Source organism: Flavisolibacter ginsenosidimutans (genome assembly GCF_007970805.1).
Lineage (GTDB): Bacteria > Bacteroidota > Bacteroidia > Chitinophagales > Chitinophagaceae > Flavisolibacter > Flavisolibacter ginsenosidimutans.
Map to the genome: position 1 here is coordinate 2,321,923 of NZ_CP042433.1, position 26,073 is coordinate 2,347,995.

At 46.1% G+C, this 26,073-nt stretch carries 20 protein-coding genes; 7 read left to right on the plus strand and 13 right to left on the minus strand.

What is annotated here, in order from left to right; all coding sequences use genetic code 11:
- Positions 1–19: 19 nt before the first annotated feature.
- The 6 genes from FSB75_RS09535 to fucP are packed head-to-tail and all read right to left on the minus strand — an operon-like array spanning position 20 to position 5,778.
- Positions 20–799: an L-fucose dehydrogenase gene (locus FSB75_RS09535; protein WP_146786191.1), complete on the minus strand. Its 780-nt coding sequence runs from the start codon at positions 797–799 to the stop codon at positions 20–22.
- 28 nt (positions 800–827) lie between these two features.
- Complete coding sequence (locus tag FSB75_RS09540) at positions 828–1,685, minus strand: fumarylacetoacetate hydrolase family protein (protein ID WP_146786195.1); 858 nt, start codon at positions 1,683–1,685, stop codon at positions 828–830.
- A 23-nt stretch (positions 1,686–1,708) separates the two neighbouring features.
- Positions 1,709–2,473 carry an SDR family NAD(P)-dependent oxidoreductase gene (locus FSB75_RS09545; protein ID WP_146786197.1) on the minus strand — a complete coding sequence of 255 codons (765 nt, stop codon included), beginning with the start codon at positions 2,471–2,473 and terminating at the stop codon, positions 1,709–1,711.
- A 17-nt stretch (positions 2,474–2,490) separates the two neighbouring features.
- Positions 2,491–4,146 (minus strand): UxaA family hydrolase, encoded by a 1,656-nt coding sequence (locus FSB75_RS09550; RefSeq protein ID WP_146786199.1) that lies wholly within the window; start codon positions 4,144–4,146, stop codon positions 2,491–2,493.
- Between the two features lie 7 nt (positions 4,147–4,153).
- Positions 4,154–4,492, minus strand: coding sequence for an L-rhamnose mutarotase (locus tag FSB75_RS09555; RefSeq protein ID WP_146786202.1), 339 nt, complete (start codon positions 4,490–4,492; stop codon positions 4,154–4,156).
- 8 nt (positions 4,493–4,500) lie between these two features.
- The gene (gene fucP, locus FSB75_RS09560) at positions 4,501–5,778 is read right to left on the minus strand and encodes an L-fucose:H+ symporter permease (RefSeq protein WP_146786205.1); all 1,278 of its coding nucleotides are present in this window, start codon (positions 5,776–5,778) and stop codon (positions 4,501–4,503) included.
- Between the two features lie 274 nt (positions 5,779–6,052).
- Between fucP and FSB75_RS09565 the strand changes: the two genes are divergently transcribed.
- Together FSB75_RS09565 and FSB75_RS09570 are read left to right on the plus strand one after the other, a co-directional pair.
- Positions 6,053–6,919, plus strand: a complete 867-nt coding sequence (locus FSB75_RS09565) for an AraC family transcriptional regulator (RefSeq protein WP_146786208.1) — start codon at positions 6,053–6,055, stop codon at positions 6,917–6,919.
- Positions 6,920–7,148: 229 nt separating this feature from the next.
- Positions 7,149–7,682, plus strand: a complete 534-nt coding sequence (locus tag FSB75_RS09570) for a DUF488 domain-containing protein (RefSeq protein WP_146786211.1) — start codon at positions 7,149–7,151, stop codon at positions 7,680–7,682.
- Between the two features lie 71 nt (positions 7,683–7,753).
- On the opposite strand, the gene FSB75_RS09575 is transcribed toward FSB75_RS09570, so the two are convergent.
- Positions 7,754–9,277, minus strand: coding sequence for a rhamnogalacturonidase (locus FSB75_RS09575; RefSeq protein WP_146786214.1), 1,524 nt, complete (start codon positions 9,275–9,277; stop codon positions 7,754–7,756).
- Between the two features lie 163 nt (positions 9,278–9,440).
- On the opposite strand from FSB75_RS09575, the gene FSB75_RS09580 reads away from it, so the two are divergent.
- The 4 genes from FSB75_RS09580 (at position 9,441) to FSB75_RS09595 (ending at position 14,904) form a co-directional block, all read left to right on the plus strand.
- Positions 9,441–10,943, plus strand: a complete 1,503-nt coding sequence (locus FSB75_RS09580) for a hypothetical protein (RefSeq protein ID WP_146786217.1) — start codon at positions 9,441–9,443, stop codon at positions 10,941–10,943.
- Between the two features lie 51 nt (positions 10,944–10,994).
- A complete protein-coding gene (locus FSB75_RS09585; protein WP_146786220.1) occupies positions 10,995–12,227 on the plus strand; it encodes a glycoside hydrolase family 88/105 protein in 1,233 nt (410 codons plus the stop codon).
- A gap of 153 nt (positions 12,228–12,380) precedes the next feature.
- Positions 12,381–13,982 carry an Eco57I restriction-modification methylase domain-containing protein gene (locus tag FSB75_RS09590; protein WP_146786223.1) on the plus strand — a complete coding sequence of 534 codons (1,602 nt, stop codon included), beginning with the start codon at positions 12,381–12,383 and terminating at the stop codon, positions 13,980–13,982.
- Positions 13,969–14,904 carry a BsuBI/PstI family type II restriction endonuclease gene (locus tag FSB75_RS09595; RefSeq protein WP_146786226.1) on the plus strand — a complete coding sequence of 312 codons (936 nt, stop codon included), beginning with the start codon at positions 13,969–13,971 and terminating at the stop codon, positions 14,902–14,904. Before FSB75_RS09590 ends, FSB75_RS09595 begins: the two co-directional genes overlap by 14 nt.
- 59 nt (positions 14,905–14,963) lie before the next feature.
- Here the strand turns inward: FSB75_RS09595 and FSB75_RS09600 are convergent, their stop codons facing one another.
- The gene (locus FSB75_RS09600; protein ID WP_146786228.1) at positions 14,964–15,530 is read right to left on the minus strand and encodes a dihydrofolate reductase family protein; all 567 of its coding nucleotides are present in this window, start codon (positions 15,528–15,530) and stop codon (positions 14,964–14,966) included.
- 167 nt (positions 15,531–15,697) lie between these two features.
- Here FSB75_RS09600 and FSB75_RS09605 point away from each other — a divergent pair, with 167 nt between their 5' ends.
- Positions 15,698–16,777, plus strand: coding sequence for an alginate lyase family protein (locus FSB75_RS09605; protein WP_146786231.1), 1,080 nt, complete (start codon positions 15,698–15,700; stop codon positions 16,775–16,777).
- A gap of 25 nt (positions 16,778–16,802) precedes the next feature.
- Here the strand turns inward: FSB75_RS09605 and FSB75_RS09610 are convergent, their stop codons facing one another.
- The 5 genes from FSB75_RS09610 to FSB75_RS09630 all read right to left on the minus strand — a co-directional run bounded on the left by FSB75_RS09610 (position 16,803) and on the right by FSB75_RS09630 (position 25,958).
- Complete coding sequence (locus FSB75_RS09610; protein WP_146786235.1) at positions 16,803–18,350, minus strand: putative Ig domain-containing protein; 1,548 nt, start codon at positions 18,348–18,350, stop codon at positions 16,803–16,805.
- 325 nt (positions 18,351–18,675) lie between these two features.
- Positions 18,676–20,106, minus strand: a complete 1,431-nt coding sequence (locus FSB75_RS09615) for an alpha-L-fucosidase (protein WP_146786237.1) — start codon at positions 20,104–20,106, stop codon at positions 18,676–18,678.
- Positions 20,107–20,227: 121 nt separating this feature from the next.
- Complete coding sequence (locus FSB75_RS09620) at positions 20,228–21,526, minus strand: polysaccharide lyase 6 family protein (protein WP_146786240.1); 1,299 nt, start codon at positions 21,524–21,526, stop codon at positions 20,228–20,230.
- A 233-nt stretch (positions 21,527–21,759) separates the two neighbouring features.
- On the minus strand, positions 21,760–24,858 hold the full coding sequence (locus FSB75_RS09625; RefSeq protein ID WP_227990883.1) for an alpha-L-fucosidase: 3,099 nt from the start codon (positions 24,856–24,858) through the stop codon (positions 21,760–21,762).
- Positions 24,846–25,958 (minus strand): alginate lyase family protein, encoded by a 1,113-nt coding sequence (locus FSB75_RS09630; RefSeq protein WP_227990885.1) that lies wholly within the window; start codon positions 25,956–25,958, stop codon positions 24,846–24,848. Before FSB75_RS09630 ends, FSB75_RS09625 begins: the two co-directional genes overlap by 13 nt.
- Positions 25,959–26,073 lie beyond the last annotated feature (115 nt).

Below are 26,073 nucleotides of genomic sequence, written 5' to 3' on the forward strand. Positions count from 1 at the left end.
AAGCGCATTGCGCTTAAGGTTACAAAGCTCTGTCGAGATGCACGTAACCGCCATCTACGTGAACCAGTTGGCCTGTAGTGTGACTAGACTTTTCGGAAAGAAGAAAAGCCACCGCATTGGCAATTTCCTCGGCTGTGGTCATCCTGTTTTCAAAGGGAATTTTTGCCGTAATTGATTTTAATTTTTCGTCGGGATTGGGCAGGGTTTGTATCCATTTTGCATACAAAGGCGTAAAGCACTCTGCAACAACAACCGCATTCACACGAATGCCGTACTTCAACAATTCAACCGCCCATTCTCTTGTTAGCGCATTGCGACCACCGTTTGCCGCCGCGTAAGCCGACGTGTTGCCTTGTCCTGTTTCGGCCGTTTTGGAACCGATGTTTACAATAGAACCTTTTGACTTTATCAGGTGCGGCAAAGCGTGATGCGCCATCAAGTAATAATGAACCAAATTGCTGTGCAGACTTTGCATGAATTTTTCGTAGTTGCCGCTTTCAAGCCCCACACCGTCGTTCACGCCGGCATTATTCACAAGGCCATCAATGCGGCCGTATTTTGCAACAACGGCATCTACTGCTTTTTTGCATTCCTCGGGTCTCGACAGTTCGGCAACGAATGCACCGCAAAATTTTCCACTGCCCAAGAGTTCGTCTTTTATCTTTTCGTTGTCTTCATTGTTTCTGCCGATAATCACCGGCGTTGCGCCTTCAGCCGCCAACACCCGCACAATGCCTTCGCCGATGCCTTTGGCGCCACCGGTAACGATGATGATTTTTTCGCGTAAGCCTAAGTCCATTTTTTGATTTTACGAATGATAAAATAGCTTATCCCTTTGCCCAATTTTTTACGTTCTGTTTTTGCGTGCCCAATCCGTCAATGCCCAATTCTACTACATCACCGGCTTTTAAATATACTGCTGGCTTCATGCCCAAACCCACACCTGCAGGCGTGCCCGTTGAAATCACATCACCCGGAAGCAAGGTCATAAACTGGCTTAGGTAAGAAACAAGAAAAGGAACGTTGAAAATAAGATTGGCCGTTGTGCCGTCCTGCATCGTTTGACCGTTTAGCGTCAACCAAAGCCGCAGGTTATTCACCTCCGCAATCTCATCTTTTGTGACAAGAAAAGGCCCCAGCGGAGCAAACGTGTCGCAGCTTTTTCCCTTCACCCACTGGCCGCCGCGTTCAAGCTGAAACTCGCGTTCGCTCAAATCGTTGTGCAGGCAATAACCGGCCACGTAATCCATTGCTTCGCTCTCCACTACATACGTGGCCTTCTTTCCAATGACAACCGCGAGTTCTACTTCCCAATCTGTTTTGGTTGAATTCTTCGGAATGACCACATCGTCGTTCGGACCAATTAACGCCGTTGTTGATTTAAAAAAAACAATCGGCTCTTTAGGCGTAGCGGCGCCGGTTTCTTTGGCGTGATCAGCATAATTCAAACCGATGCAAATAATTTTTGAAGGCCGTGCAAGGGGGCTTCCCAACCGAACGTCTTTTGAAATTTTCGGCAGTGAACCCTTGTTTGCATCCACAAATTTTTGCAGGCGGTTTAAACCGTCGTTTTGCAAAAAAGCTTCGTTGTAATCTTCGCCGAAAGAAGAAGTATCGTAATAATCTTCACCAATAATAACACCCGTCTTTTCCTGGCCGACGGAACCAAAGCGTATCAGCTTCATGCGTAAATTTTATTCTGTTTGAATTAATTATTGAGTTTGATAAAGCCGCCGTCAATCGGATAATCGCAGCCGGTAATGAAGGAAGCTTCATCGGAGCAGAGGTACAAAATGAGGTGCGCAATTTCTTCCGGCTTTGCCATGCGGCCAATGGGCTGCGATGCGGAAAGCTTTTGAAACATCTCATCTTCTTTGCCCGGATAATTTTTCTTGATAAATCCATCTACAAAAGGCGTGTGCACCCTTGCCGGCGAAATGCAGTTGCAGCGAATGCCTTCTTTGATGTAGTCCCGCGCCACCGAAAGTGTCATGGCGTATACGGCGCCCTTGGTCATGGAGTAAGCAAAGCGGTCGGCAAGGCCAACATTGTTGGCAATGGACGCAAGGTTTAAAATCACACCGGAACCATTTTCTTTCATCAGCGAAACCGCGGCCTGCAAACAATTGTAAACGCCTTTCACGTTTACGTTGTACAAACGGTCAAAATCGGCTTCCGGCGTATTTTCCACGTTGCCCACGTGCGACACGCCGGCGCTGTTCACCAAGATATCAATTGTGCCGATGCTGTTGAAAACATCTTTCACTTGCTGCTGTTTCGTAACGTCGCAAACCTGTTTTACAGCATTACCGCCGGCCTTTTTAATTTCATCTTCCGTAGCGTTAAGCGCTTCTTCGTTAAGGTCTATCAATTGAATCGTCGCACCTCGCTTTGCAAACAACAAAGCCACCGCTTTTCCAATGCCGCTGCCACTGCCGGTTACTGCCGCAACTTTTCCGTTCAGGTCAAACATTTTTTTCGCAATTTAATTTATAAGGAGACGCCGCGCTTCCACGGAATGAAATCATCTTGCCCCAACAATACGGCTTTTGGAATGATTTCGCCGCTGGCTGCTTTGATGCAATATTCCAAAATTTCTTCGCCCATTTGTTCAATGGTTTTTTCACCGCGAATAATGCCGCCGGTATCAATATCAATGATGTCACTCATGCGTGAAGCCAATCCAGTGTTGGTTGAAATCTTTACCGTAGGCGCAACGGGATTTCCCGTTGGCGTACCCAAGCCGGTAGTGAACAGAATGAGTGTTGCGCCACTTGCTGCTTTGCCGGTTGTTGCTTCCACATCGTTGCCCGGTGTACACACCAAACTCAATCCGGGCTTTGTAACAGGTTCGGTATAATCCAATACATCCACCACCGGTGATGTTCCTCCTTTTCTTGCCGCACCGGTTGATTTGATCGCATCGGTAATTAAACCGTCTTTAATATTCCCCGGCGAGGGATTCATGTGAAAACCCGAACCGACTTTCTTCGCCAGGTCATTGTAAGATTCCATTAGGTGAATGAACTTTTCTGCAACGCTTTCGTTCACGCAGCGGTCAATGAGTTCTTGTTCCGCGCCGCAGAGTTCGGGGAATTCGGCCAGTAAAACTTTTCCGCCGAGCGCCACCAAAAGGTCCGACGCACAACCCACAGCGGGATTGGCGGAGATGCCGCTAAAACCGTCGCTGCCGCCGCATTTCACGCCGATGGTTAATTCACGTAAAGGCGCCGGTTCTCTTTCAATCTTGTTGATTTCGGCAAGGCCCAAAAACGTTTTTTTGATGGCGTTGCAGATCAATTCTTCTTCGCTTTGCGATTGCTGTTGTTCAAAAACATAAAGTGGCTTATCGAACGAAGGATTGCGCTTTTTTAAATCGGCCAGAAAATATTCAACCTGCAAATGCTGGCAACCCAAACTCAACACCGTTACGCCGCCCACGTTTGGATGATCAGCGTAAGCGGCAAGCAGGGAGCTCAATGTTGAAGCATCTTGTCGCGTGCCGCCGCAACCGCCCTGATGGTTAAGAAATTTAATGCCGTCAATGTTTTTAAAATAACGTTCGCGTTGGTTTGACGATGGCCCCAAATCAATTTGCTCAATGTCTTTGCCTTCTTTAAAAGCCTGAAAGACCTGCCGCGTAAAATGATTGTATTTATCCGAAACAGCGTAGCCCAATTCTTTGTGCAAGGCTTCTTTGATCACGTCCAAATTTCTGTTTTCGCAAAACACAGTGGGAATGAACAACCAATAATTGGCCGTTCCCACTCTTCCGTCGCTGCGCTTGTAGCCGTTAAAGGTTCTTGCTTTAAATTTCGACACGTCGGGTTGTTGCCAGCGGTGCTGAAAGCCTTTGTAGGCATAGCTTTCCGCCGCGTGTTTGGTGTTGGCCGTCGTCATTAATTCGCCCTTGGAAACCGGCACTTGTACCTTGCCCACAAGCGTTCCGTACATAATCACCTCGTCGCCCGCTTTCATATCGTTGACGAAGAACTTGTGCTTGGCGCCAATGGGTTGCTGAAGAATTACTTCGCGGCTTTTTGTTATTACCGTTGTTCCCGCCAACAAATCCTGCAAAGCCACCAGTACGTTGTCGTTGGGATGAATCTGCAAATAAGTTTGAACCTTCGTCCTTTCTTGAATCATCGTGATCTTAATATTCGTTTAACGAAAAAATTTTTTCCATCAGCATCCACTTTTCGCCTTTTGCCGCTTCCACTAAGGGTTGTTGGTAACGCCACATCAGTTCTTCCCATTGCTGCACTTTTGTATTGCCTTCATCGGCTGCTGCTTTTTTTTCAAAGCTGAAATCATCCGGGGTTTCCATCATCATGCACAATCTTGTTCCGAGACGATAGATTTCCATTTTTTCAATACCGGCTTCTTTTATTGAAGCAATGATTTCCGGCCACACTTGTTTGTGATGTTCTTCGTATTGTCGGATCAAATCCGGATCGCTTTTTAAATCGAGTGTTAAGCAGTAGCGTTTCATAAATGGAGTTAATGCGATAAGGCAATCACTTCTTTTGGTGCGCCAACGTCTATCTTTTGGCGAAGCGCATAAAACAAAATCAAAACGAAACAGGCAATGGGCACGATGTACCCCAATTGGATATTACCGCCCGACGCATCTGAAATTCGTCCCATGAGCAAAGGAAATACCGCGCCGCCCACAATGGACATGATGATGAACGAAGAAGCGATCTTGGTTTCTTCGCCCAGGTTTTTTACGCCCAGCGCAAAAATGGTCGGGAACATAATGGACATGAAAAACGGAACGCCCATCAGCGCATAAACCGCCACGTTACCGTGTGCAAAAACAGCTACCGACAACAATAAAATATTAATGAAAGCGTACAGCGCCAGCAGGCGTTCGGGCCGAATGTATTTCATCAGGAACGTGCCTACGAAACGTCCTACCATAAAGCCGACCATGGCAATGTAACCCCACCAATAAGCGGCTTGCTTTTCGGGCAGATCCATCGCCTGTTTTGTAAAGCGCACAAAAAAACTGCCTACGCCAACCTGTGCACCCACGTAAAAGAATTGCGCAATTACGGCCCATTTCACCTGCGGTATTTTCAGTACGCTGAAGGAGAATTTTTGACCCTTGTTTTCGTGCACGTTTTCACCGGCAGGGAGTTTTGAAACGGCAAATAAAAGCAACAACAAAAGCACGCCGGCGGCAATCACCAAATACGGCGTTTTCACCGTGTCCGCTTCGGATTGCAAATAGGAATTTAATTGTCCGGCTGCCGCCATTTGCCGCAACTCCTGCGGCGTGTGTTCAATGCCCGATAAAATAAATTTTCCGCCAAGTATCGGCGCCAAAAAAGCGCCAACGCCGTTGAAGGATTGCGCAAAGTTCAACCGTCTTGCGCCGCTCTTTTCATCGCCCAGTTTTGCCATGTACGGATTGGCAACCGTTTCTAAAAATGTAGCACCAGCCGCAATTACGAAGAGTGCGCCGAGAAAGAAAGTAAAGTTTCGCGTAGTCGCCGCGGGCAAAAAAAGAAGCGCACCTAAACCGTACAAAAACAAGCCGAACAAAATACCTTTTTTATAACCGTATTTGTGCATGAACAAACCCGCCGGCAGCGCAACGGAAAAATAAGCCAGGTAAACCGCTGTGTCTATGAAAGCCGATTGCGTATCGGACAACTGACAGGCTTTTTTTAAATGCGGAATTAAGATGGGATTGATGTTGTGCAGAAAGGCCCACAAAAAAAACAAAGACGTAACCAGGATGATGGGCAGAAGATAACTGCGTTTGTTCATACAGAGGAAGGCGGCAATTGGTTTTATGTCATTTCTCCAAAGCAGAAACAACGTCAACAGGCCCGTTACCGCAACAAATAAAAACCGAAACAGCAAGGATGTGTTGCAAATAATTGCCGTATCGTTCAGCTATTTTAACATGCGCCTTTCGGCTATAAAAAAAGAACAAACAGTATAGAACAGTTAAACGAAAAAATTTTTTTAAAAATAGATGAATAAGCTAATTTGGCATCGATCTACCTATTTTCTAACGATTTTACGCTAATTAAGCTGAATGAGACCACAACTTTTAAAAGTTTCCAAAGGCCCTGACCGTTCGTTTAGCGTTCGCCGCGATTTATTCCCCATCAACAACCGCTGGCATTACCACAGCGAGGTGGAACTGATTCACATTAAAAAAGGCGAAGGCACGCAATTTATTGGCGACTGCATCAAACGCTTTAAAGCCGGTGATGTGGTTTTGGTTGGCTCTAACCTCCCGCATTACTGGCGCTTCGACGATGTGTATTACGAAGAAGGCACAAAAGAGGCCGCCGATGTGCGGGTAGCGCATTTCAACGAAAATTTTTGGGGTGCGCAGTTCCTGGATTTACCGGAAAACCTCTCCCTCAAAACCGTTTTAGAAAAAGGCAGAAGAGGCTTGCAGATTACCGGCAAAACACGCCAACGTGTAGCCGAATTGCTGGAACAAATGCAGGAAGCCGACGGACCGCACCGCATCATTCTTTTAATGGAAGCGTTGAACGCCGTTGGCAACGGCAAGCAATTGGCCCCGCTTTCCTCCATTGGTTTCAAGCCCGATTTGGTGGATGCAGAAAAAGACCGCATCAATGCCATTTATGAATACTCGATCAAAAACTTCAAGCGCAAGATTCAGTTGGAAGAAATTGCGGAAGTTGCCAACATCAGTCCCAATTCTTTTTGCCGTTACTTCAAGTCGAGAACGAGAAAAACCTATTCGCAGTTTTTGATTGAATTAAGAGTTGGTCACGCTTGTAAATTGCTCATCGAAAACAACCAGTGCATCAAGCGCCTTTGCTACGAAAGCGGCTTTAATAATTTCACCAGCTTTCACAAGTATTTCAAACTAATAACCGGCAAAAGCCCGCTGGCTTATCAAAAAGAATTCACCGCCAATTAGCAGATAAATGATTGAACCAAAGGCCAATCTTCAGGCTTACCGAAGATTGGCCTTTTTTATTTTAGTACCGGTAAGTTTACACGCAGGGCTTCATTTTCGCCTTGGACTTTGGTTGCGTTGCATGCTCTCTGCCTGCAGGCAGGTTGTTCGTTTGAGATGTCTATTGAACAAAGGATGCTGACCGTTGTATTGCTATACGAACACAAGAAATTAATTTGCTTTTGATTTTATGCAGGCAGCACACAACATCATTTGGACCATTGGCCACTCAACAAGAACGATGGAAGAATTCATCCAAATGCTGCAATCGTTTTCCATTACACAGGTTGCCGACGTGCGGCATTTTCCCGGTTCCCGCAAGTTTCCGCATTTTAATAAAGAGGAGCTTGGCCGTGCTTTGGCAACCGCCAACATTCGCTACGAACACATAGAATCCTTGGGCGGACGAAGGAAACCAAAAAGCAATTCCAAAAACATTGCGTGGCGTCATCCTGCTTTTAGAGGGTATGCGGATTACATGGAAACGCCGCCGTTTCGTGAAGGGATTCACATTCTTGAGCAACTCGGTGCAGAAACAAGAACCGCTTACATGTGCTCCGAAGCCGTTTGGTGGCGTTGCCACCGGTCCTTGATATCGGATTATTTAAAAGCGAAAGGATGGACGGTGCAACACATCATGGACGTTGGCAAAGCAAAAGAACATCCGTTCACAGCGCCTGCAAAAGTTGTGAACGGGCACCTGTCTTACATGCAGGACGAATGAAAAGGCGGCCCGTTGTGTACAAAATCAAATAACCTTTTTCGGCAGAAAAGCTTTTGAAGAAAGGCCTTTCACTACAAATCCTTTCGGTCGGCCGATTGAATCATTGCGTCCTTCAAGCCGCGTACCTGTTGTATGCTCACGTCTTTTACATTCTTCAACACAACCGTGGAAGCACCGGGGGCTTTTTGTGCTTTGATGTAACGAAGCTCTGCGCCCTTCACATCATCGAGTATAAAGGGTGGACGACCGTCTTCATTCATATAGCTGACTTCAACATCGGTCAACTTCAGGTTCTTTACATGGCGCACATAAAAGCCGTACGAAGGCAGCACACGCCAACGGCCCGGCTCGGGGTAATCTTTTTCGTATTCGGGCACCACGCGATTCACGGAATCTTTCAACCCGCCGCCTTTGTAATAAATTTTGATGTTGCTTAATTGCAGGTCTTCAATGTCGTGCCCCGGCAAACCGCTGATCAATGCACCCTGCCTTGCGTCCACGTTCCAGGCAACCACGTTCTCAATGATGATTCTTCTGCATTTGCCAACCGGTATCGTATCCGGCCCGCGCATTCTCGCACCCAAACGGATAAAGATGGGAGCGTTCAAAATATCACGCATGGTAAGGTTAGAGATGGTCACGTCTTCCAGCAAAGCACCGTCAACGGTTTCCAGCGCAAGCCCGCGACAATATTCAAACACGCAATTGGTAATAGTAATGTTTTTAAAGCCACCGTTCGATTCCGTTCCAAATTTAATGCGGCCCGTTGCCGAGCTATCGGAGTAACGTTTGTATTCACGTTTGAACGTGCCGTCAAGCAACGTTCCTTCGTCGTAACCGCTTACCTGGCAATTGGTGATGGTGACGTTTTCTGTTGGCTTTGCATAACCCAAACCGAAAGAGCTTTTCAAACAAATTCCGTCATCAAACGGCGAGTTCACGGTGCAGTTGGAAACGCGAACGTTCTTGCAGCAATCAATGTCAAAGCCGTCGCGGTTGGTATCTACTTTCAGGTTGTCAAGAGTAAGGTTGTCCACACCAGTGGCAAGAATCGCAAACCAGCCGCCGTGCAAAATCGAAACGTCTTTGATGGTCACATTGCGGCAAAGCAAAAGCGAAATGGCTTTGTTGGGCTTTTGATCGCCTTTTTTGCCGCTGCGTACAAGGCCTTTTCCCCATATCAAACCGTTGCCGATAATGGAAACGTCGTGCAGCTTTTCGCCCCAGATGAAACTGTTCTGCCAATGGCTGTGACCGTAATCCTGGTACGTGTCGTTCACGCTTGGTTCGGGCTTGTCAAACTCGGTTGAATCAGAAGAAGCAATTAATGTTGCGCCCTGCTCAATAAACAAACAGATATTGCTTTTAAGACGAACGGAACCGAGCAAATAATTTCCGGCGGGAAAATAAATTGTTCCGCCACCTGCTGCGGCTGCGTCTTCAATCACTTTGTTCACGGCTTTCGTATCGCTGGTTGTACCGTTGCCTTTTGCGCCGAGTTCTTTTACGTTGTAAAAAGACTTCGTTTGCGCAAGAGAGAGAATTGAATAACCGATACTTAACAGGAGTAGAAAAAACCTTGCGTTTTTTATCATGGTTTAGTATTCATTAAGCAAACAATAAAATTGGTCGGTGCAATAGAAACATAAATGGAGCGTAGTCGTTTTATTTCGTTAGCATACTATTCAACAATTCTGGCAAAGGCCATTCGGTAAAAAATTTTGGCCGAATATTAAGTTGCGATTAACGATTGTTTTTATGAAGAAAAAAATCCCGGCCTCTCTCCTGCTCATTTTTGCAGCGCTTTTTGCTTTTCGTTCCGCCAAAGAATGGAACTCAAAATTTGTCACCCAAAATAAAGACGGCTCGCTTAGTTATGCACCCGATGAAAAAGGAAACATCCTTCCCGATTTCAGCCGCGTGGGATTTTATGCCGGCGATAAAGACATTCCTTCTATTGCCGTTGTAAAAACCGTTTCGCCTTCGGCAAACGCTGAACAAGAAATTCAATCGGCCATTGATGAACTAAGCAAACAACCGCTTGATAAAAATGGATTTCGCGGCGCTGTGTTGTTGAAGAAAGGAACCTACATCATCAACGATAAAATAAAAGTTGAAGCCAGCGGCATTGTGCTGCGCGGTGAAGGTGAGGGCACAAAACTAATTGCAGCAGGAACCGTTAACCGCCCGTTGATTGATGTGTCCGGAACCGGCAAGGTGCAGGAAGTCAGAGGAACGAGAACAGCGGTTACGGATGCTTACGTTCCCGTTGGCGCTAAATCATTCACCGTTGAGTCGGCAAACGGTTTCAAGGCCGGTGACAGAATTATTCTTTATCGTCCCGGCACGGAGCAATGGATTAAAGATTTAAAGATGGACCAGATTGAAGCAAGAGGCGGAACGAAGCAATGGCAGCCGAAAGAATACAACTTGCAATACGAAAGAGTGGTAACGAAAGTTGAGGGCAATAAAATTTTTATTGACAATCCCGTTGTGATGGCCATGGAACCGAAGTACGGCGGCGGACAAATTTTCAAATACACGTTCGACGGCCGCATCAATCACGTGGGTGTTGAAAACCTTGCCTGCGAGTCGGCGTTTACAAGCGACACGGCCGAGAATCATGCGTGGGATGCGGTATCGTTCGACAGGATTGAAAATGGCTGGGTGCGCAACGTAACGGCAAAATATTTTGCTTATGCCTGCGTGCACCTAAACGAATGGGCAAAGAACATTACGGTAACGAATTGCGGCTGCTTTGAGCACAAGTCCGTCATCACCGGCGGTCGTCGCTATTCGTTTTGCAACGAAGGCCAGCAAAACCTTTTTGCCAATTGCGAAGCAACGGATGGACGGCACGATTACGTAACGCAGGCAAGAACCTGTGGCCCGAACGTGTTCTACAATTGCACGGCAAAAAGAACACATGCCGATATTGGCCCGCATCACCGGTGGTCGAGCGGAACGCTGTACGATAACGTTGTAACGGATGGCGAAATCAATATTCAAGATCGCGGCAATTACGGAAGCGGTCACGGTTGGGTTGGCGTAACGCAAATTCTTTGGAACTGCACGGCCAAAAAAGTAGCGGTGCAAAGTCCGTGGGTAAACGGAAAGAATTATTGCATTGGATTGAAAGGCACGAAAGTTCCCGGCCGTTTCAAAGACCGTCCCGACGGCGAATGGGAAGGGCAAAACAAAGAGGGCTTGCAACCGGCGTCGTTGTATGCGGCGCAGTTAAAGACGCGGAAGAAAGCCTGAGCCGAACGATTGCAACGACAATGCAGACCAGCACACAATAAAAAAGCAACCATGAAACGATTGTTCGCCCCTTTCCTGTTTCTTTCTTCTACGCTTTTTGCGCAAACGAATACTGAAGATGTAGTACGAAGAGTAGCCGACCGCATTTTGCAAACAACTTTCTTCCAGTTTGTGAACAACAAAACAGGAGAAAAATTCCGGAGCACAAAAGGTAAAGACACCACCAACAACGTGAAGGCCGAAAGCAAGTTCAATAAAGGGCAATACGTGAACGGCGTGCTGACGGTGGGCATGTTGCGCATCAGTGATGTGCTGAACGACGCAAAGTATCTTGATTACTCACGCCGGAACTTTGGTTTTATTTTCGACAACCTTGATTACTTCAAACGCATGTTTGATGCGGGCAACAACGGCGTGGAATACCGCCCGGTGTTTCGCATTGGTTCGCTGGACGATTGCGGCTCTATGTCGGCGGGCCTGCTTGACGTTTATGCCTTCGACAAGCGCAAGGATTACCTTGACTACTTGAATCGTGTAAGCGATTACATCCTCAACAAACAAGTACGGTTTCCCGATGGAACGCTGGCGAGGAACGGTCCGCGCAAGATGACGTTGTGGGCCGATGATTTGTACATGAGCGTTCCTTACCTGGCGAGAATGGGAAAGCTGCCCGGCGATAAAAAGTATTTTGATTTTGCCATTCAGCAAGTCGAAAACTTCAACCGATACATCTACGATTCAACAACGGGACTTTACTTTCACACCTTCTTCAACGACGAGAACATGAACGGCGTAGCACGTTGGGGACGTTGCAACGGCTGGGTGGCTTTGGCGCAAGTGGAGTTGTTAAACAATCTCCCGGCGAATCATCCAAAACGTCCTGAATTGACAAAGCTTTTGCTTCGGCAAATCGTTGGCTTCTCCCGTTACCAGGACACGAGCGGCATGTGGCATCAACTGTTGGACAAACCCGAATCTTATCTTGAATCTTCGGTAACCGCCATGTACGTGTACACCGTTGCAAAAGCCGTGAACGAAGGCTGGATCAACAAGCGCTTTATCACCGTTGCGCAAAGAGGTTGGGACGCATTGGTGAAGCGAGTCACTGCCGATGGACAAATACCTGACATCTGCGTTGGCACGTCCGTGGAGGAAGACCTTTCGTATTATTTCAATCGCCCAAGAGAAACCAACGACACGCACGGCCTGGGTGCGTTTTTAATGGCCGGCGCGGAGATGATAAAAGCCAAGGATAAGCTGGTGGATTTAAGCAAGAGGCGTTAATGAAGTTGTACAACCTTGTAGCGACAAAGCCCCGATAGATTCGGGGGCTTTTGTTTTTATGTACTAAGCTGTGGTGCTGCGATTGCACTTCTGTTGCGTCACATGCTTGTGCGTTCGGGAAGTCTATTTGACAATTAGCTTAAATTTGTTCGCATGACGCAGACTATAGACCTTCAACCACTTGACAATGAGTTGCCAAGTCACTTTGCTGACAGGTTGGGCGTCTTATATACTAAGACTGTAACGACACAGCACAAGAAAGACAATGGGCAATTTTTCACACCTACCGAAATTGCTCATTTCATGGCAAGGCTTGTCACAGAGACCAAAGGCAAGTTGAAAATTCTTGACCCAGGTTGTGGAACAGTAATACTGTCAAGCTCACTTATTGAAACAGTTATTCTTCGTGGTGACACAGTAAAAGACATTGAGCTTGTAGTTTACGAAACTGACAAAGACATTCTTCCTTATACACAGGCAACGCTTGACTACTTGAAAACATGGCTTCAAGGGAAGAAAGTCGGTTTCAAAGCAACGCTTGACACAAATGATTTTGTGTTAGAAAACAAAGATTGCTTTGAACAAGGAAGCACTCTTTTCTATGAGCCGAAGAATGCTATTTACGATATTGTCATTTCAAATCCACCATACTTTAAAATCGGTAAAGACGATAAAAGGGCAGTTGTTGCAAAGTCAATCGTTTGGGGACAACCCAACATTTACTCAATCTTCTTAATGACAGCTGCAAAACTTTTAAAAAATGGTGGTGAACTCATTTTCATTATCCCACGAAGTTTTGCAGCAGGTAATTATTTCAGAGCATTTCGGGAAGCATTCTTCACAGAAATTGAAATCGAGCAGATACATCTTTTTAACTCAAGAACTGACACTTTCAACCGTGACAATGTTTTGCAGGAGACATTAATTTTAAAAGGCAAGAAGCAAAAACTGAACGGACATTTAGCTAATATCCTTTTAACTCATTCTAATGGAGTTATTGACCTTGACCAACCAACTGAAAAAGAATATCAGGCAGATGAATTAATTGACTTCAACACGAAGGAAAAAATCCTGCATCTTCCAAGCAACGAGACAGAAGATAAAGTGATTAAACTTTTCAAATCATGGAACGGAAGTTTGCATAAGTACGATATGCAAATATCGACAGGTCCAGTTGTTTCGTTCAGAGCAACTGAATATCTCTATGAGCAGTACAAAAACGGAACAAAAACTTTAGTTCCACTGTATCAGCTAATCAACACAGGAAAAATGACCTTTGAGTATCCTGTATTCAAAAAAGGCAAACCGCAATATATTCAATTTTGCGAAGAGACTAAACCACTTTTGCTGCCGAACAAAAATTACATTTTCCTTCGCCGCTTTAGTGCAAAAGATGATAAGAGCAGATTGGTTGCAACGCCATATTTCGTCGACATCTCACAAGCTGAATTTATTGGTGTCGAAAATCATTTAAATTACATCTACCGACCAAAAGGGCATTTGGCGAGAAACGAAATCTTAGGACTTGCTGCACTTTTGAACAGCAAATTATTTGACACTTACTTTAGAACCTTCAACGGCAACATCAATGTGAGTGCAACAGAACTACGTGAAATGCCTTTGCCGCCGTTGGAAGATATAAAAGAAATCGGCAACCAAATAGTATTAACCAACAACTTTTCTCAACCTGTAGTTAACGAACTTGTAAACGACTACTTTGACTTGGAACACATTTTCGCTTATGAGCAAAATTGATGACGCACAAAAAATACTGAAAGAATTAGGACTTCCCGCTGCCCAACAAAATGAAATCTCTGCTTACACTTTGTTAGCTCTTTGTGACATCAAACCAAGAGACAGTTGGAGCCAAGCTACAAGAGCAAGTTTGAAAGTTTCAAAAGGCATCATGGCTTTTTGCAAGGACGCTTATAAGAAAGAATATGCACCGAACACCAGAGAAACTTTCCGCAGGCAAGTTTTGCATCAGTTTGTGCAAGCGAGAATTGCTGATTACAATCCTGATAATCCGAAATTACCAGTAAATAGTCCAAATGCTCATTACGCTGTAACCAACGAAGCACTTGAGGCAATTAAAACCTTCGGAACAAAAGCTTGGAAAGAAGAGGTTGAGCGGTTTAAATCGGAAATTGGTGAATTATCAAAACGCTACTTGAAAGAACGAAAACAAAATCTAATTCCTGTAAAACTTAGTAATGGAAAAATATTGAAACTTTCAGCAGGAAAACATAATGAAGTGCAAGCTGCAATTGTACAGGACTTTGCTGCACGTTTTGCACAAGGAAGTGAAGTTCTGTATTTAGGCGATACTGCAAATAAGGATTTATATATAGACCAGAAGAAATTGAAAGAGTTGGGTATTCATATTGACGAGCATAGTAAACTTCCTGACGTCGTACTTTACGACGAAAAAAGGAATTGGCTTTTCTTGATTGAAGCTGTTACATCACATGGACCAGTTTCGCCTAAGCGGGTAATTGAATTGGAAGAACTGTTGAAAGACTGCAAAGCAGGAAGGGTTTACGTTTCTGCATTTCCCGACTTTGCAGAGTTTAAAAAGCATTCAACAAACATTGCTTGGGAAACTGAAGTTTGGGTAGTTGACTTTCCAGAGCACATGATACATTTTAACGGAGACCGCTTTATGGGGCCGAGATAACAAACCCATAAGTTCAGAAGTTTCATTAATCATAACTGGTTTCCGTACCGGAAGTATAATTATTTAACATCCTTTTCGTAATGCAGCGCCAGCACACCCGAAGCAAGGCGCTCAGATGAAACCAATTTTAATTGAAGCCGGCTTCCGGCAAACAACGGAATGCCTTCGCCCAATACAACTGGGTTTACAAACAACCAATAATCATCAATCAAATTGTGCTGCATGAGCAGGTGTCCAATGCTTGGGCTGCCAAACACGACGATGTTCGCGCCTTCGCCTTCTTTCAGCTCTTGAATTTGCTCCGCAACATTCTCGCTGATGATTTTTGTTTTGTCAAGCTCTTTTCCTTTGAGTGTTTTGGAGACAACCACCTTGGTTACGCTGTTGTACCACCCTGAGTGTTCAATGTCGTGCTTCGACGGATTGGGGCCGTCCGCAGCTGTAGGCCAGTAGCCTTGCATCATGTCGTAAGTTACCCGGCCGTAAAGCGCCGTATCCGCAGCCGCTGTTTCCCGGCCCGCATAATCAAAGAGTTCTTCGCCTACGTTTATCCAATTCATTTCGCCGTTTGGCCCGGCTACAAAGCCATCTAATGTTACGTGCATGAACCATACGATTCGTTTCATATTCGCTGTTGTTTTTGAGGTTACAAACTTACAGTCTGTGCGGGTAGATGGAATCCTTATTTGCGTCCATCAGAAAGGTCGTTTGCGGCATTTTATTCCCTTGTGTTTCCTGCCCTTGCCATTCCTCTAATTGAGCGTAAACTTGTGCTGACTTTAAAGAACAAATCATGAAATACCTCTTTGTTTTACTTTTTTCCTTCCTTGCACAAAACGGCTTTGCTCAATTTGTTGGTTTGAATAAAAAAGAAATTTCTTCTCTGCACAACCTGATTGCAAAAGACAGCAGCGCAAAAAAGTTTTATGTGTCTATCAGACAAACTGCCAACGACGCACTTGCGCAAACACCCGACCCAATTGACACGGTTGTATCGGAAGGACATCTTGCCACCGACCCGAAGAAAATCAGAACGGGAAAATCGCTCAAGGACATTGAGAAGATTTATTCGCTGGCGATAACGTACGCAATCGAAGGCAAGAAAGATTATCTGCAAAAAGCAGGAGATTACATTTCAGCGTGGGCAACGGTGAACCAGCCGCAAGGCAATCCGATTAACGATACAAAATTCGAAGACCTCTTCTTTGCCTATGATCTTGTCAAGAATGATCTGCCCGCTGACCAGCAAAAAACAATCAATGTATGGCTGGTAAAGATGGCCGATGCAGAAATTAAAACAGGCGCGGTGAAAACAAAGAAGACGTCGTTCAACAACTGGAATTCACACCGCCTCAAGGTGATCGGATTCATTGCTTACCTGCTGAACAACGACACTTACAAAAAGTATGTTGCTGATGAACTGCCTGCACAAATTGAAAAGAACTTGTTGCCCGACGGAAGCGGCATTGATTTTCACGAAAGGGATGCTTTGCATTACCACACCTACACCCTCGAACCACTGATTAGTTTGGCCACCGTGCTGAAACGTGCCACCGGCAAAGATTTCTACCGTTATGCTTCACCTTCCGGCGCATCGGTACAGAAGTCAATTGATTTTCTAATCCCCTTCGTGAGCGGCGAAAAAACGCATCCCGAATTTGTCAACAGTACCGTGGCCTTCGACAAAAAACGAGCGGACAACAAAGAACCCGGCTACCAGATTGGTGCGCCTTTTAAGCGGACGGCTGGCGTACCGGTATTGATTCTGGCTTCTTACTTCGAACCTTCGTGCATGGCCGTTGTGCGGGAAACATTGAACACTTCCGCAACTTATCCAACCTGGCAAGCAGTCATTAACGCCGCAAGAAAATAACCCGGAAACAATAGCATATATACGCTTAGCCTTTTGCTTTGCGAAGGCTGATCATCACCACGCCGTGCGGCGGCACATCGGCAGAAAATTCTTCGTTGAAAATACCAAGGTCTTTTTGCCGCCACAAGTCGCGAACAATGTATTTGCCTTTGATGCCCAAGTCGCTCCATTTCACGGAAAGCCTTCTCGTGATGTCGTCGGTGATGTTAAACAAACCTGCGGCTTTGCTGCCGTCTTCCAAATCTTTTGCAAGCACGCCACACGAATCAACCTTCGAAACAACCGTTGCTTGTTTGCCTAAGGGGTCTTGATTAACTGCCAGCACTTCATCGTTGGTTAAAAGACTTAATGTGAAGTCATCCAGTTTCGTCAAATCATTGCCCAACAGCAAAGGCACGGATTGCAAACACCATGCGCTCATGTGCGAATATTGTTCGTCGGGAGTAAGATGCGTTGGATAAGGGCCTTTGCCCCAACCCACCCAGCCAACAATCATCATGTCGGGATCGTTCCAATGACCGGGGCTTGCATAAGGGGCCCATTTATCTTGCGTAAGCAAACGGCTTTTCAAACTCTTCCAATTATCTCTGATATCACCGCCGGTTCTCCATGCGTTCGCAATCTTTGATAATTCACCAATGGATGCAAACGGCGTTGAATTAGAAAGGCTGAATACAACGTCACGGCCGCTGGCCCGTAACAGGTCGTACATGGCTTTTGTTTCGGGAACTTCAATCGGGTTCCAATCGTATTTTAAATAATCAAAGCCCCACTTGGCCCATTGCTTTACGTCTTTGTCCCAAAACGTGTATTGACCAATGGCGTAGGGCAATTGTTTTTTGTTGCGGGGAACGTTCTCGGTCGTCTTTGCAAAAATGCCTTCGGGATTTTGCGACGAGCCGCCGATGTGGTGACCGTAAGATTCAACCCAGGGCGTAGAATAAATGCCAATCTTCAAACCCAGGTTGTGTACTTCATCAACCAAAGCCTGCATGTTCGGAAAGGTGGTTGAATCGGACATGATGCCGCCAAATTCTCCTCCCCTTTTGCCTTGCCACACGTCGTCAACGTTCATGTAGTTCCAGCCGTGGTTAATCAGACCAGAAGAAGCCATTGCTCTTGCGTTGGCGGCCACCAATTCCTGCGTCACTTTCGATGCGTAAACGTTCCAACTGTTCCAACCCATTGGCGGCGTTAACGCAATGGTTTCGCCAACGACGATTTTGAAAGAACGTTTCGTCTCGCCCAACTTGTTTTTCGCATGGAGCAGCAAAATGTATTCGCCGGGTTTTGAAATAGAGCCGGAAAGTCTTCCGGTCTTTGCATCAAGCGTTATGCCTTTCGGAAGATTATCAGCCGAAAAGGCCATAGGCCTTGTGCCGGTTGCGGGAACGGTAAAAAGAATCGGGTGATTGGGACGAACACCAAAGACTTTCGGTCCGTTAATTTTTGGCGAGGGGCTTTCTTTCGGCGTTAAAATATATTTTGATAAGCTATCCTGCGCATGCAAAGCAAAACAGGAGAAGAAAAAAATGACGACGGCAAAAAACTTTCTGCGCAAATAAAAATTCATGGTTTGATTGTTTGGTTGTCGGCTGCATTACTACTGTTGAACTGGTGTTGCGACGCTCCGTTCAGGGTTCTGTTCTTCTATCATCTTTTCTTCTGTCTCCGCAGGAGACAGGCCCTGGTGGTAACAAATCATTCATTATCGTTCTTCGGCTCCTGCGGAGCCGAAGAACATCAACAGTCTGTTTTTCTACCAAGGTGCAGCGCCTAACGGCGCTGAATAGAATTACCGGACGTACAAGCGTGCGACGCAAGTAAAGTTCAATAGTAGCAATGCCGCTCAGTACATAAAAATCACTTTGTTATTTAAGAGCATTAAAAGAAGTTACTCAATCCAGCTCACCGGCCTTCATCTTGTCTTTTAAAACCGTTTTGTTTCCGGTTGTTCCAACAGCTCCTTTCACTTCCAGCTTCACCACCGATGCAATTTTGTTGGGTGCGTTATCGGGCAGCTTAATTTCCACTGCACCGTTGTCTTGTTTCGCTTTTATTTTTTCGTTGCTGCCCAAAAGTGAAACCGAAACCAGTCCATTTGACAATGCAGGCGTTACCAATTTTCCATCTTTTGGCCAATCGAAAACGTGCAGGTAAAGAATCGTGTTGCCTTTGGTTTCTTTTTTGGTAATCCGGCCCCAACTCACCGGCGCAAACGGACTGGCCGTTGTGCCGTAAATCGCTTCGCCGTTCACCTTCATCCACTCGCCCATGCCTTTTAAAATGTCAATGCTTTCCTGCGGAAACATGCCGTCGGCTTTGGGGCCAACGTTGAGCAAATAGTTGCCGCCTTTGGAAGCAATGTCAATCAAATTGCGTACGAGTGTTTCGGTGCTTTTCCAATTGTGCGCATAAGATTTATAACCCCATGTTTCGTTCATCGTCATGCAGGTTTCCCAATCTTTTCCATCCAATTCACTGAGGTTGGGAATGCGTTGTTCGGGTGTTTTGTAATCGCCGGGATAGTTTGGACGCTTTAACCGGTCGTTCGTAATAATGTTCGGTTGCAGCTTCAACAGGGCATCCAACTTTGCGGCATATTCATCGGTCATGTTGGTTGGCGTATCCCACCACAAAACGGCCACGTCGCCGTAATTCGTCAACAGTTCTTTCACTTGCGGCACGGCTACGTCGTCCATGTACTGCGACATGGTTTTTGTTTCCTGCGCGGGGTCCCAATGGCCGTTGTGCGCGGCGGTGTAGGCATCAATTTTTGCCGAGTCGGGATTGGCCCAACCTTCCGTTGCCGGTTTGCGTGCCACGGCGCCGCCAGGGTTGTTCCAGTCCTGCGCCTGCGAATAATAAAAGCCCAGTTTGATCCCGTATTTTTTGCAAGCGGCGGCCAACGGTTTCAATACGTCTTTGCCGTAAGGTGTTGCGTCGGCAATGTTCCATTTGCTGGCATTGGATTTAAACATTGCAAAGCCGTCGTGATGCTTGGCCGTGATGACGATGTATTTCATGCCGGCGTCTTTGGCCATTCGTACCCATTCGTCGGGATTGTACAAAACCGGATTAAACTTTTTTGCGTAAGCCTGGTATTCGGCTACGGGAATTTTTCCGCGGTTCATGATCCATTCGCCGATGCGATTCACTTGATGACCGTTGTACGTGCCGGCCGGAACGGAATACACACCCCAGTGAATGAACATACCAAAGCGGGCATCGCGCCACCACTCCATGCGGGCATCGCGTGCCGCATTCTGCGAAAAACTTGTTTGTGCAAGAAGGGCGACCGTTAACAAGAGGAGAAAAAATTTCTTCATACAGCAAAAGATTTACGTCGTTAATGAAGTTGCAACTAAAGAAGAATTCCGTCGCAGCTTGTACAAGAGATTGGCCAGTTATTCAATCATTTTGACGTGAACAACCGGCAAAAGGTTGTCCTTATTTATTTTCTTTTGCGGCGCCGACACCGGCCGGGTGAAGCGGGCTTATTTTCACGAAGCTAATTTTCTGTTGCCCGTTATCAACAGACAAATTTGCTGTTGGCTGAAACACACCGGCGGCATCTTTTGAAAGCTTTGGATCATTTGTGATGAAAGTACCTGGCGGCATGTCGCCTGCACCGGCTGTATTAAAAAGAATGTTGTCTGACCATGTAGCGTCGGTATAAGGTCCGCTGATGCTGGCCGCTGGGCTTCCACCTTCAATGATGTTGTTCACAACTTTTATGTTCGTTGCGCCAAGGCCGTTCTTTCTCGCTTGTTGTACAATGTTTGCTTTGTTGTTGACAAGAATGTTCAGGGCAATTAAAACTCTGTCGGGACGATCGTGTGCCGTGAGTTGTGCGCCGTCGGCTACTTCACCGTCGCCGTTACCAATGTTGATGGCAGGATTGCAACCCTCAAAGTAATTGCTGTAGATGATGTGGTCGTCGCCGAAGATGCGCAAGCCCGGCGTGGCCGTGAAATAGTTGCCGTAAACCTGGCAGCGGTTTCCGTGCCGCAACGTGAATTGCGCCGGGCAATTACGAATCGTATTGTAGCGAAGCGTAACGGCCGATGCTTTCACAGAAATCAACTCATTTTCTCCCGCACAATCTTCAAACAAATTGTATTCTACGACGCTGTTGCTTGACGACATGCTGAATCCGCTCAAACCAAACTGCAATGTCTCCGCACCGTTTTTTCCACCCTGATCTTTTTGCGATTTGAAATAGTTGTGATGAATCCACAAACGTTGTGCAATCTGCTTGCCCGTGCCGCGAATGGCAAGGAAGCGGCCCATCGCGTCTTTGTTCTGAAAGCTGTTGTGGTCAATCTCGTTGTCGTTGCCGGCAATCAGCAAATCTTCGCCGTCGCCGGGTGTTTCAAAAATATTGTTTGTCCAGCGGCAGAAGGTGCTGCCGGAAGAAGACTTTGCTTTGGATGCGGCGTGGGTGAATTTAAAATCGCGAATGACGACGTAGCTCGACGGCGAAGCAAGATTAAAACCGCCACTGCCGGTGATTTCTGCCTTGCCGAAATTTTCTGCGGAAACAATGATGGGCTTTTCTTTTGTGCCTGCGGTTGTGATAACAATGTCGCCCGTTGTTGTATAAACACCGTCTTTTACGAAGATGACGTCACCGGGTTTGGCCTTGTTAATCGCTGCTTGCAATTCTGCAACAGAAGCAACGGTTATTGTACCGGCAAAAAGTTTTGTTGAAACGGATAAGAAAGCAAAAAGCAAAAGTTTTTTCATGGTTAATTGTTTATGTTACCGGCATCTGTAATTCTATTTAGCGTCTGTTGCGTCGCACACTTCAAGACCTTGTCTACTGTTCGGCAATAAGAACCACAAAGGCATCAAGACACGAAAGCTTTGTGCTTCTTTGCCCTTTCGTGTCTTGATGGTTCACAAAAGCTCAATAACGTTCTGAACGTACAAGTGTGCGACGCAACGAAAGCTTCAAAGTAGCACTACCGCTTGGTGCATTAAAACAAGCCCTTCCCTTCATTCAACCTTTTCATGCGCAGCAAGGCTTCCAGGTAATAGTAATCCGCATAGCTCAACGGCACATCAACCTCGCTGTTCGACGGCTTTGCACCGGTGCTGCGCAAGAGAATAAAACCTTTGCTTTCACCAATTGGCGAACGGTAATAATTCGTGAGACTCTCCAGCATTTTATCGGCCGCCTTGCGGTATTCTATTCCGTTCGTGCTGTACGTACTCAACTCATACAGGGCCGATGCCATTACTGCTGCGGCAGATGCGTCTCGTGGTTCAGCGGGAATGTTCGGCGCGTTGAAATCCCAATAAGGCACGAGATCTTTCGGCATGTTCGGGTGATTCAAAATGAACGCAGCGATGCGTTCGGCATGATCAAGAAAAGCTTTGTTCTTTGTTTCGCGGTAGCACATGGTAAAACCGTATAGCCCCCAGGCTTGTCCACGGGCCCATGCCGATTCATCGGCATAACCCTGATGCGTTGTGCGTTGCAACACCTTACCGCTAGCCGTGTCGTAATCCACCACGTGATAGGAACTGTAATCGTTACGAAAATGATTCTTCATCGTCGTTGCTGCGTGACGGAACGCAATCTTGTAAAATGACGAATCACCGGTGAGTTTGGTGGCTTCAAACAACATTTCAAGATTCATCATGTTGTCGATGATGACGGGATACTTCCACTTCGTCCGGTTGTCCCATGATTTAATGACGCCGGTAACCGGATTAAATCGCGTTGACAACGTTTTTGCCGATTGAACAATCACGTCTTTGTAATGCGGATCATTCGTTAAGCGGTAGCCTTGTCCGAAGCTGCAATAAATTTTAAAGCCCATGTCGTGGGTACCGCCGTTGGTTTTTTCTCTTTCAATATTGGCCGTGTATTTTTCGGCAGCATCTTTCCATTCTTTCTTCTTTGTGTATTCGTACAGAAACCAAAGTTCGCCGGGAAAGAAGCCGCTCGTCCAGTCTCTTGATGAAACAAGTTTTAATTGCCCGCTGTCCAATGTCCTCGGCGAAACCAGGTCACCGTTTGCCCCGCCAGGCGATATGCCTTTTGTCGCACCTGATTTTGCTGCCTGCGCTTTTGGAATTTCGGTCAGCATCACTTTCGTTTGTTGTTCTGCATTGGCAAAGACTTTAGGGAGTTGAATGGAAGAAGCAGTAACAGGAATGGCTTGCACTTCGAGCACTTTCATTAATTCAGCCTTCGCGATGGTAACAGGTGATAGTTTCAATTGATGGATGCCTGCAGGCAGTGAAACCGTTCCGAGGTCTCTCGTCATCACCGCGCCTTTTGCATCCGTGCTCACGGTGTTTTGCATGTAATAATCATCCAATGAAACGGCATACATTCCTCCTGCAGTTTCAGCCGGTGCAATGTATTTTATCAGCAGTTTAAAATCGCTTGGCGCAGTTGTGCGGAAACTCCAACTCAATGCCTGGTCTTTCGACTTCCATCCTTCCACGAAATAGCGGTCTGTTTTGCCATCACCGAACGCAAAGCCCTTGCCTTGCTGTGTTGCATCAAAAGCAAGCAACCGTGTTATCGGAATGTTGGTTGACACATAACGAACCGAATCAGTTTGTAAACCGTTTTTCAAATCAACTACTAAAACAGCATTCACTGTGTCAATGACTTTACCTGCCAGGTTGATTAAAACATCCGTTGGATTTACTCTTGAGAAAGAGAACGTTCTTTTTGCATCTGTTAATGAATAAATTTTCGTTGGATTGCTTTTCAATCCACCAACATAAAGTTTGCCATCAACAGGCCAATTGAATACGTGCAAATAAAGCTTGTCTCCTTTCACCGTTGAAACGCCCCAGCTTTGCAGAGGCAACGGACTCGCTTTTGTTCCGTAAATGCTTTCGCTGTTTTTATCCATCCACGCACCAATTCCTCTTAAAATCTTTACGTCTTTTTCATCAAAAGTTCCGTCGCCTTTGGGGCCGATGTTCATCAACAAATTTCCACCTCTTGAAGCCGCACTTGCAATCAACCGAACGAAATGCGAAACCGGTTTGTGCCTGCTGTCGAACTTTGAATAGCCGTAAGATTCGTTGGTTGTTGGTATCGCTTCCCAGTCGCCGGTCACAGGATAAAATTCAGCCGGACGATCAGCCGTGTTTTTGTAGTCGCCAAAATTTGAAGCCGCAAAACGTACCAGCCGACCGTTTACCACAACATTATTGTCCACATCACGAATCGCTTTCAGGATGCGAATGTTTTCCGACAGCGGCAATTTCTGCGGCGTATCAAACCACAAAATATCCGGGTGGTATTTTTTCAGCAGTTCCTGTATTTGCGGAATCGCTTTTTCATCCACATAACTTTTTGCTTTCGTCAACAATTCAGGATGCAAATCATACCATTCACGGCCACCGTACAAATTCAGGTCACCGCCGGGGTTTTTGTATTCCCAATCGTTGCCCGGCGCATCGGGATGTTCCCAATCGAAAGCGTGAGAATAATAGAAGCCAAACTTCAACCCGTATTTTTTACAAGCCGCAGAAAGTTCGGCCATGGGATCACGCTGAAAAGGCGTTTGCTTTTTCATGTTGAAATTGGAAACCGTAGAAGGATACATGGCGAAACCATCGTGGTGCTTCGCCGTGATGATCATGTATTTCATGCCTGCTGCCTTTGCATTCTTCACCCATTCCTCCGCATTAAAGTTTACCGGATTAAAACTGTGCGCCAATTCCAAATACTCCGCCCGTGAAATTTTTTCCTTGCGCATCAGGTGCTCGGCATAGCCTTCCACCTTTTTGCCCTTCCATTCGCCGCCGGCTTTTGAATAAACGCCCCAGTGAATGAACATGCCAAATTTTGCGGCCCGCCACCAGGCAATGCGCTGGTCGTGGTTCTTCATAGAAGTTGTCCACCAACCATTCATCGCTTCATCAATCGCCGCTTGGTCACGCTGCTTGCCTTTGTTCGACATGTCTTTGTCTTCATCACCGTTGCCTGCTTGCGCGGAGCAAATGAAAAATGCAAAATGGAAAATGAGCAAGCAGATGAGTTGCGCCAGACGTTCTCTTTTTAATTCTTTCATTTTTACTTTTTCATTTATTGAAGCCATATCAACGGATGCCTTACCGGCAGGTTTCGAATCACTTCTTCGATCGTTGGATTGTGATCCAACTTCTTCCACGTATTCAACCAATCTTTGTTACCGTATGCACTTGCGCCAAAAACAAGCGAAGGCTGCGCTACCGGCCAGGCATCCCAATACATTACATCTTTTGCAAAAGGCCATTTGTTTTTATTCGCCAGATAGGGATACAAGAATTCAATTCCTTTCTTTATTGATTTACCGTCTGCTGTTTGATAGTTCCACAAGTCAGCCTCTTTCGCCGAAAGGATCTGGCAAATCGTTGTCATCGCATCGAGGTTGAAGATGGAATAACCAAACGGCTTTGTGCGTTTCAATTCTCTTGGAAAACTTCCGTCCGTTGCCATTTGATTCGGCAGCAAAACATTTTTGTAACGGTCGCTGCAAAAAGCCATCAGCTTTTGATTGTCTGTAAAACGTGCAAAGCAGGCTACCTGCATCACCCAGCAGGTACCGTGATTGTTCTCTGCGTTCATTTCATCTTTGCCGTACTTGTGCGTGGTAAGCCAGTTCAGGTATTGATCAAACCAATTTTTTATTGCTGCCAAATCATTTGCGTTCATGCTTTTTGCGTGAAGCATCGTTCGCAATCCTTCTACTACTTCCATCAACTGAATCGTATCAATGATGCCGATGCCTCTTCCTGTGAATCTTCCTTTGATGGCTTGTGCGTACAAGAGGCTTGGATTCATCAATGTGGCTTCATCTACAAACCATGCCTTGCAATGCTTCAACGCTTGTTGCACGTATTTTTCATCGCCGGTTAATTTGTAAGCAGATGCCAATGCGCCAACTATTCTACTGAAGCGGATCATGGCCAGGCGGTGCGCCACAAAGTTGTCCGGGTTCGTCATGCCGTCGCGCTGCACGTAAGGGCTGTCAACGCTTGCCGGATTGGGCCACCAGTAATCGCCTTCCGAAAAAAAATCGTGTTTGCCGCCGGCGCTTCGCGGAGAACCTTGTGCTGTTACCGTTAACGGCTCCTGTTGCATTGCCCATGCCGCCTCTTCCATCACTTGCTTGCGCAGGGTTGCCGCGACTTCAGCCTCAAACGCTGTACGAGACATTGCTGTACTTAATTTTTCTTGGGACGAGCATCCAATTAATACGCATACAAGAACACTCAATAGTCTCATGCAAAATTTTAATTTGATAAATTTTGGAGCAAGGTTATCATCATTG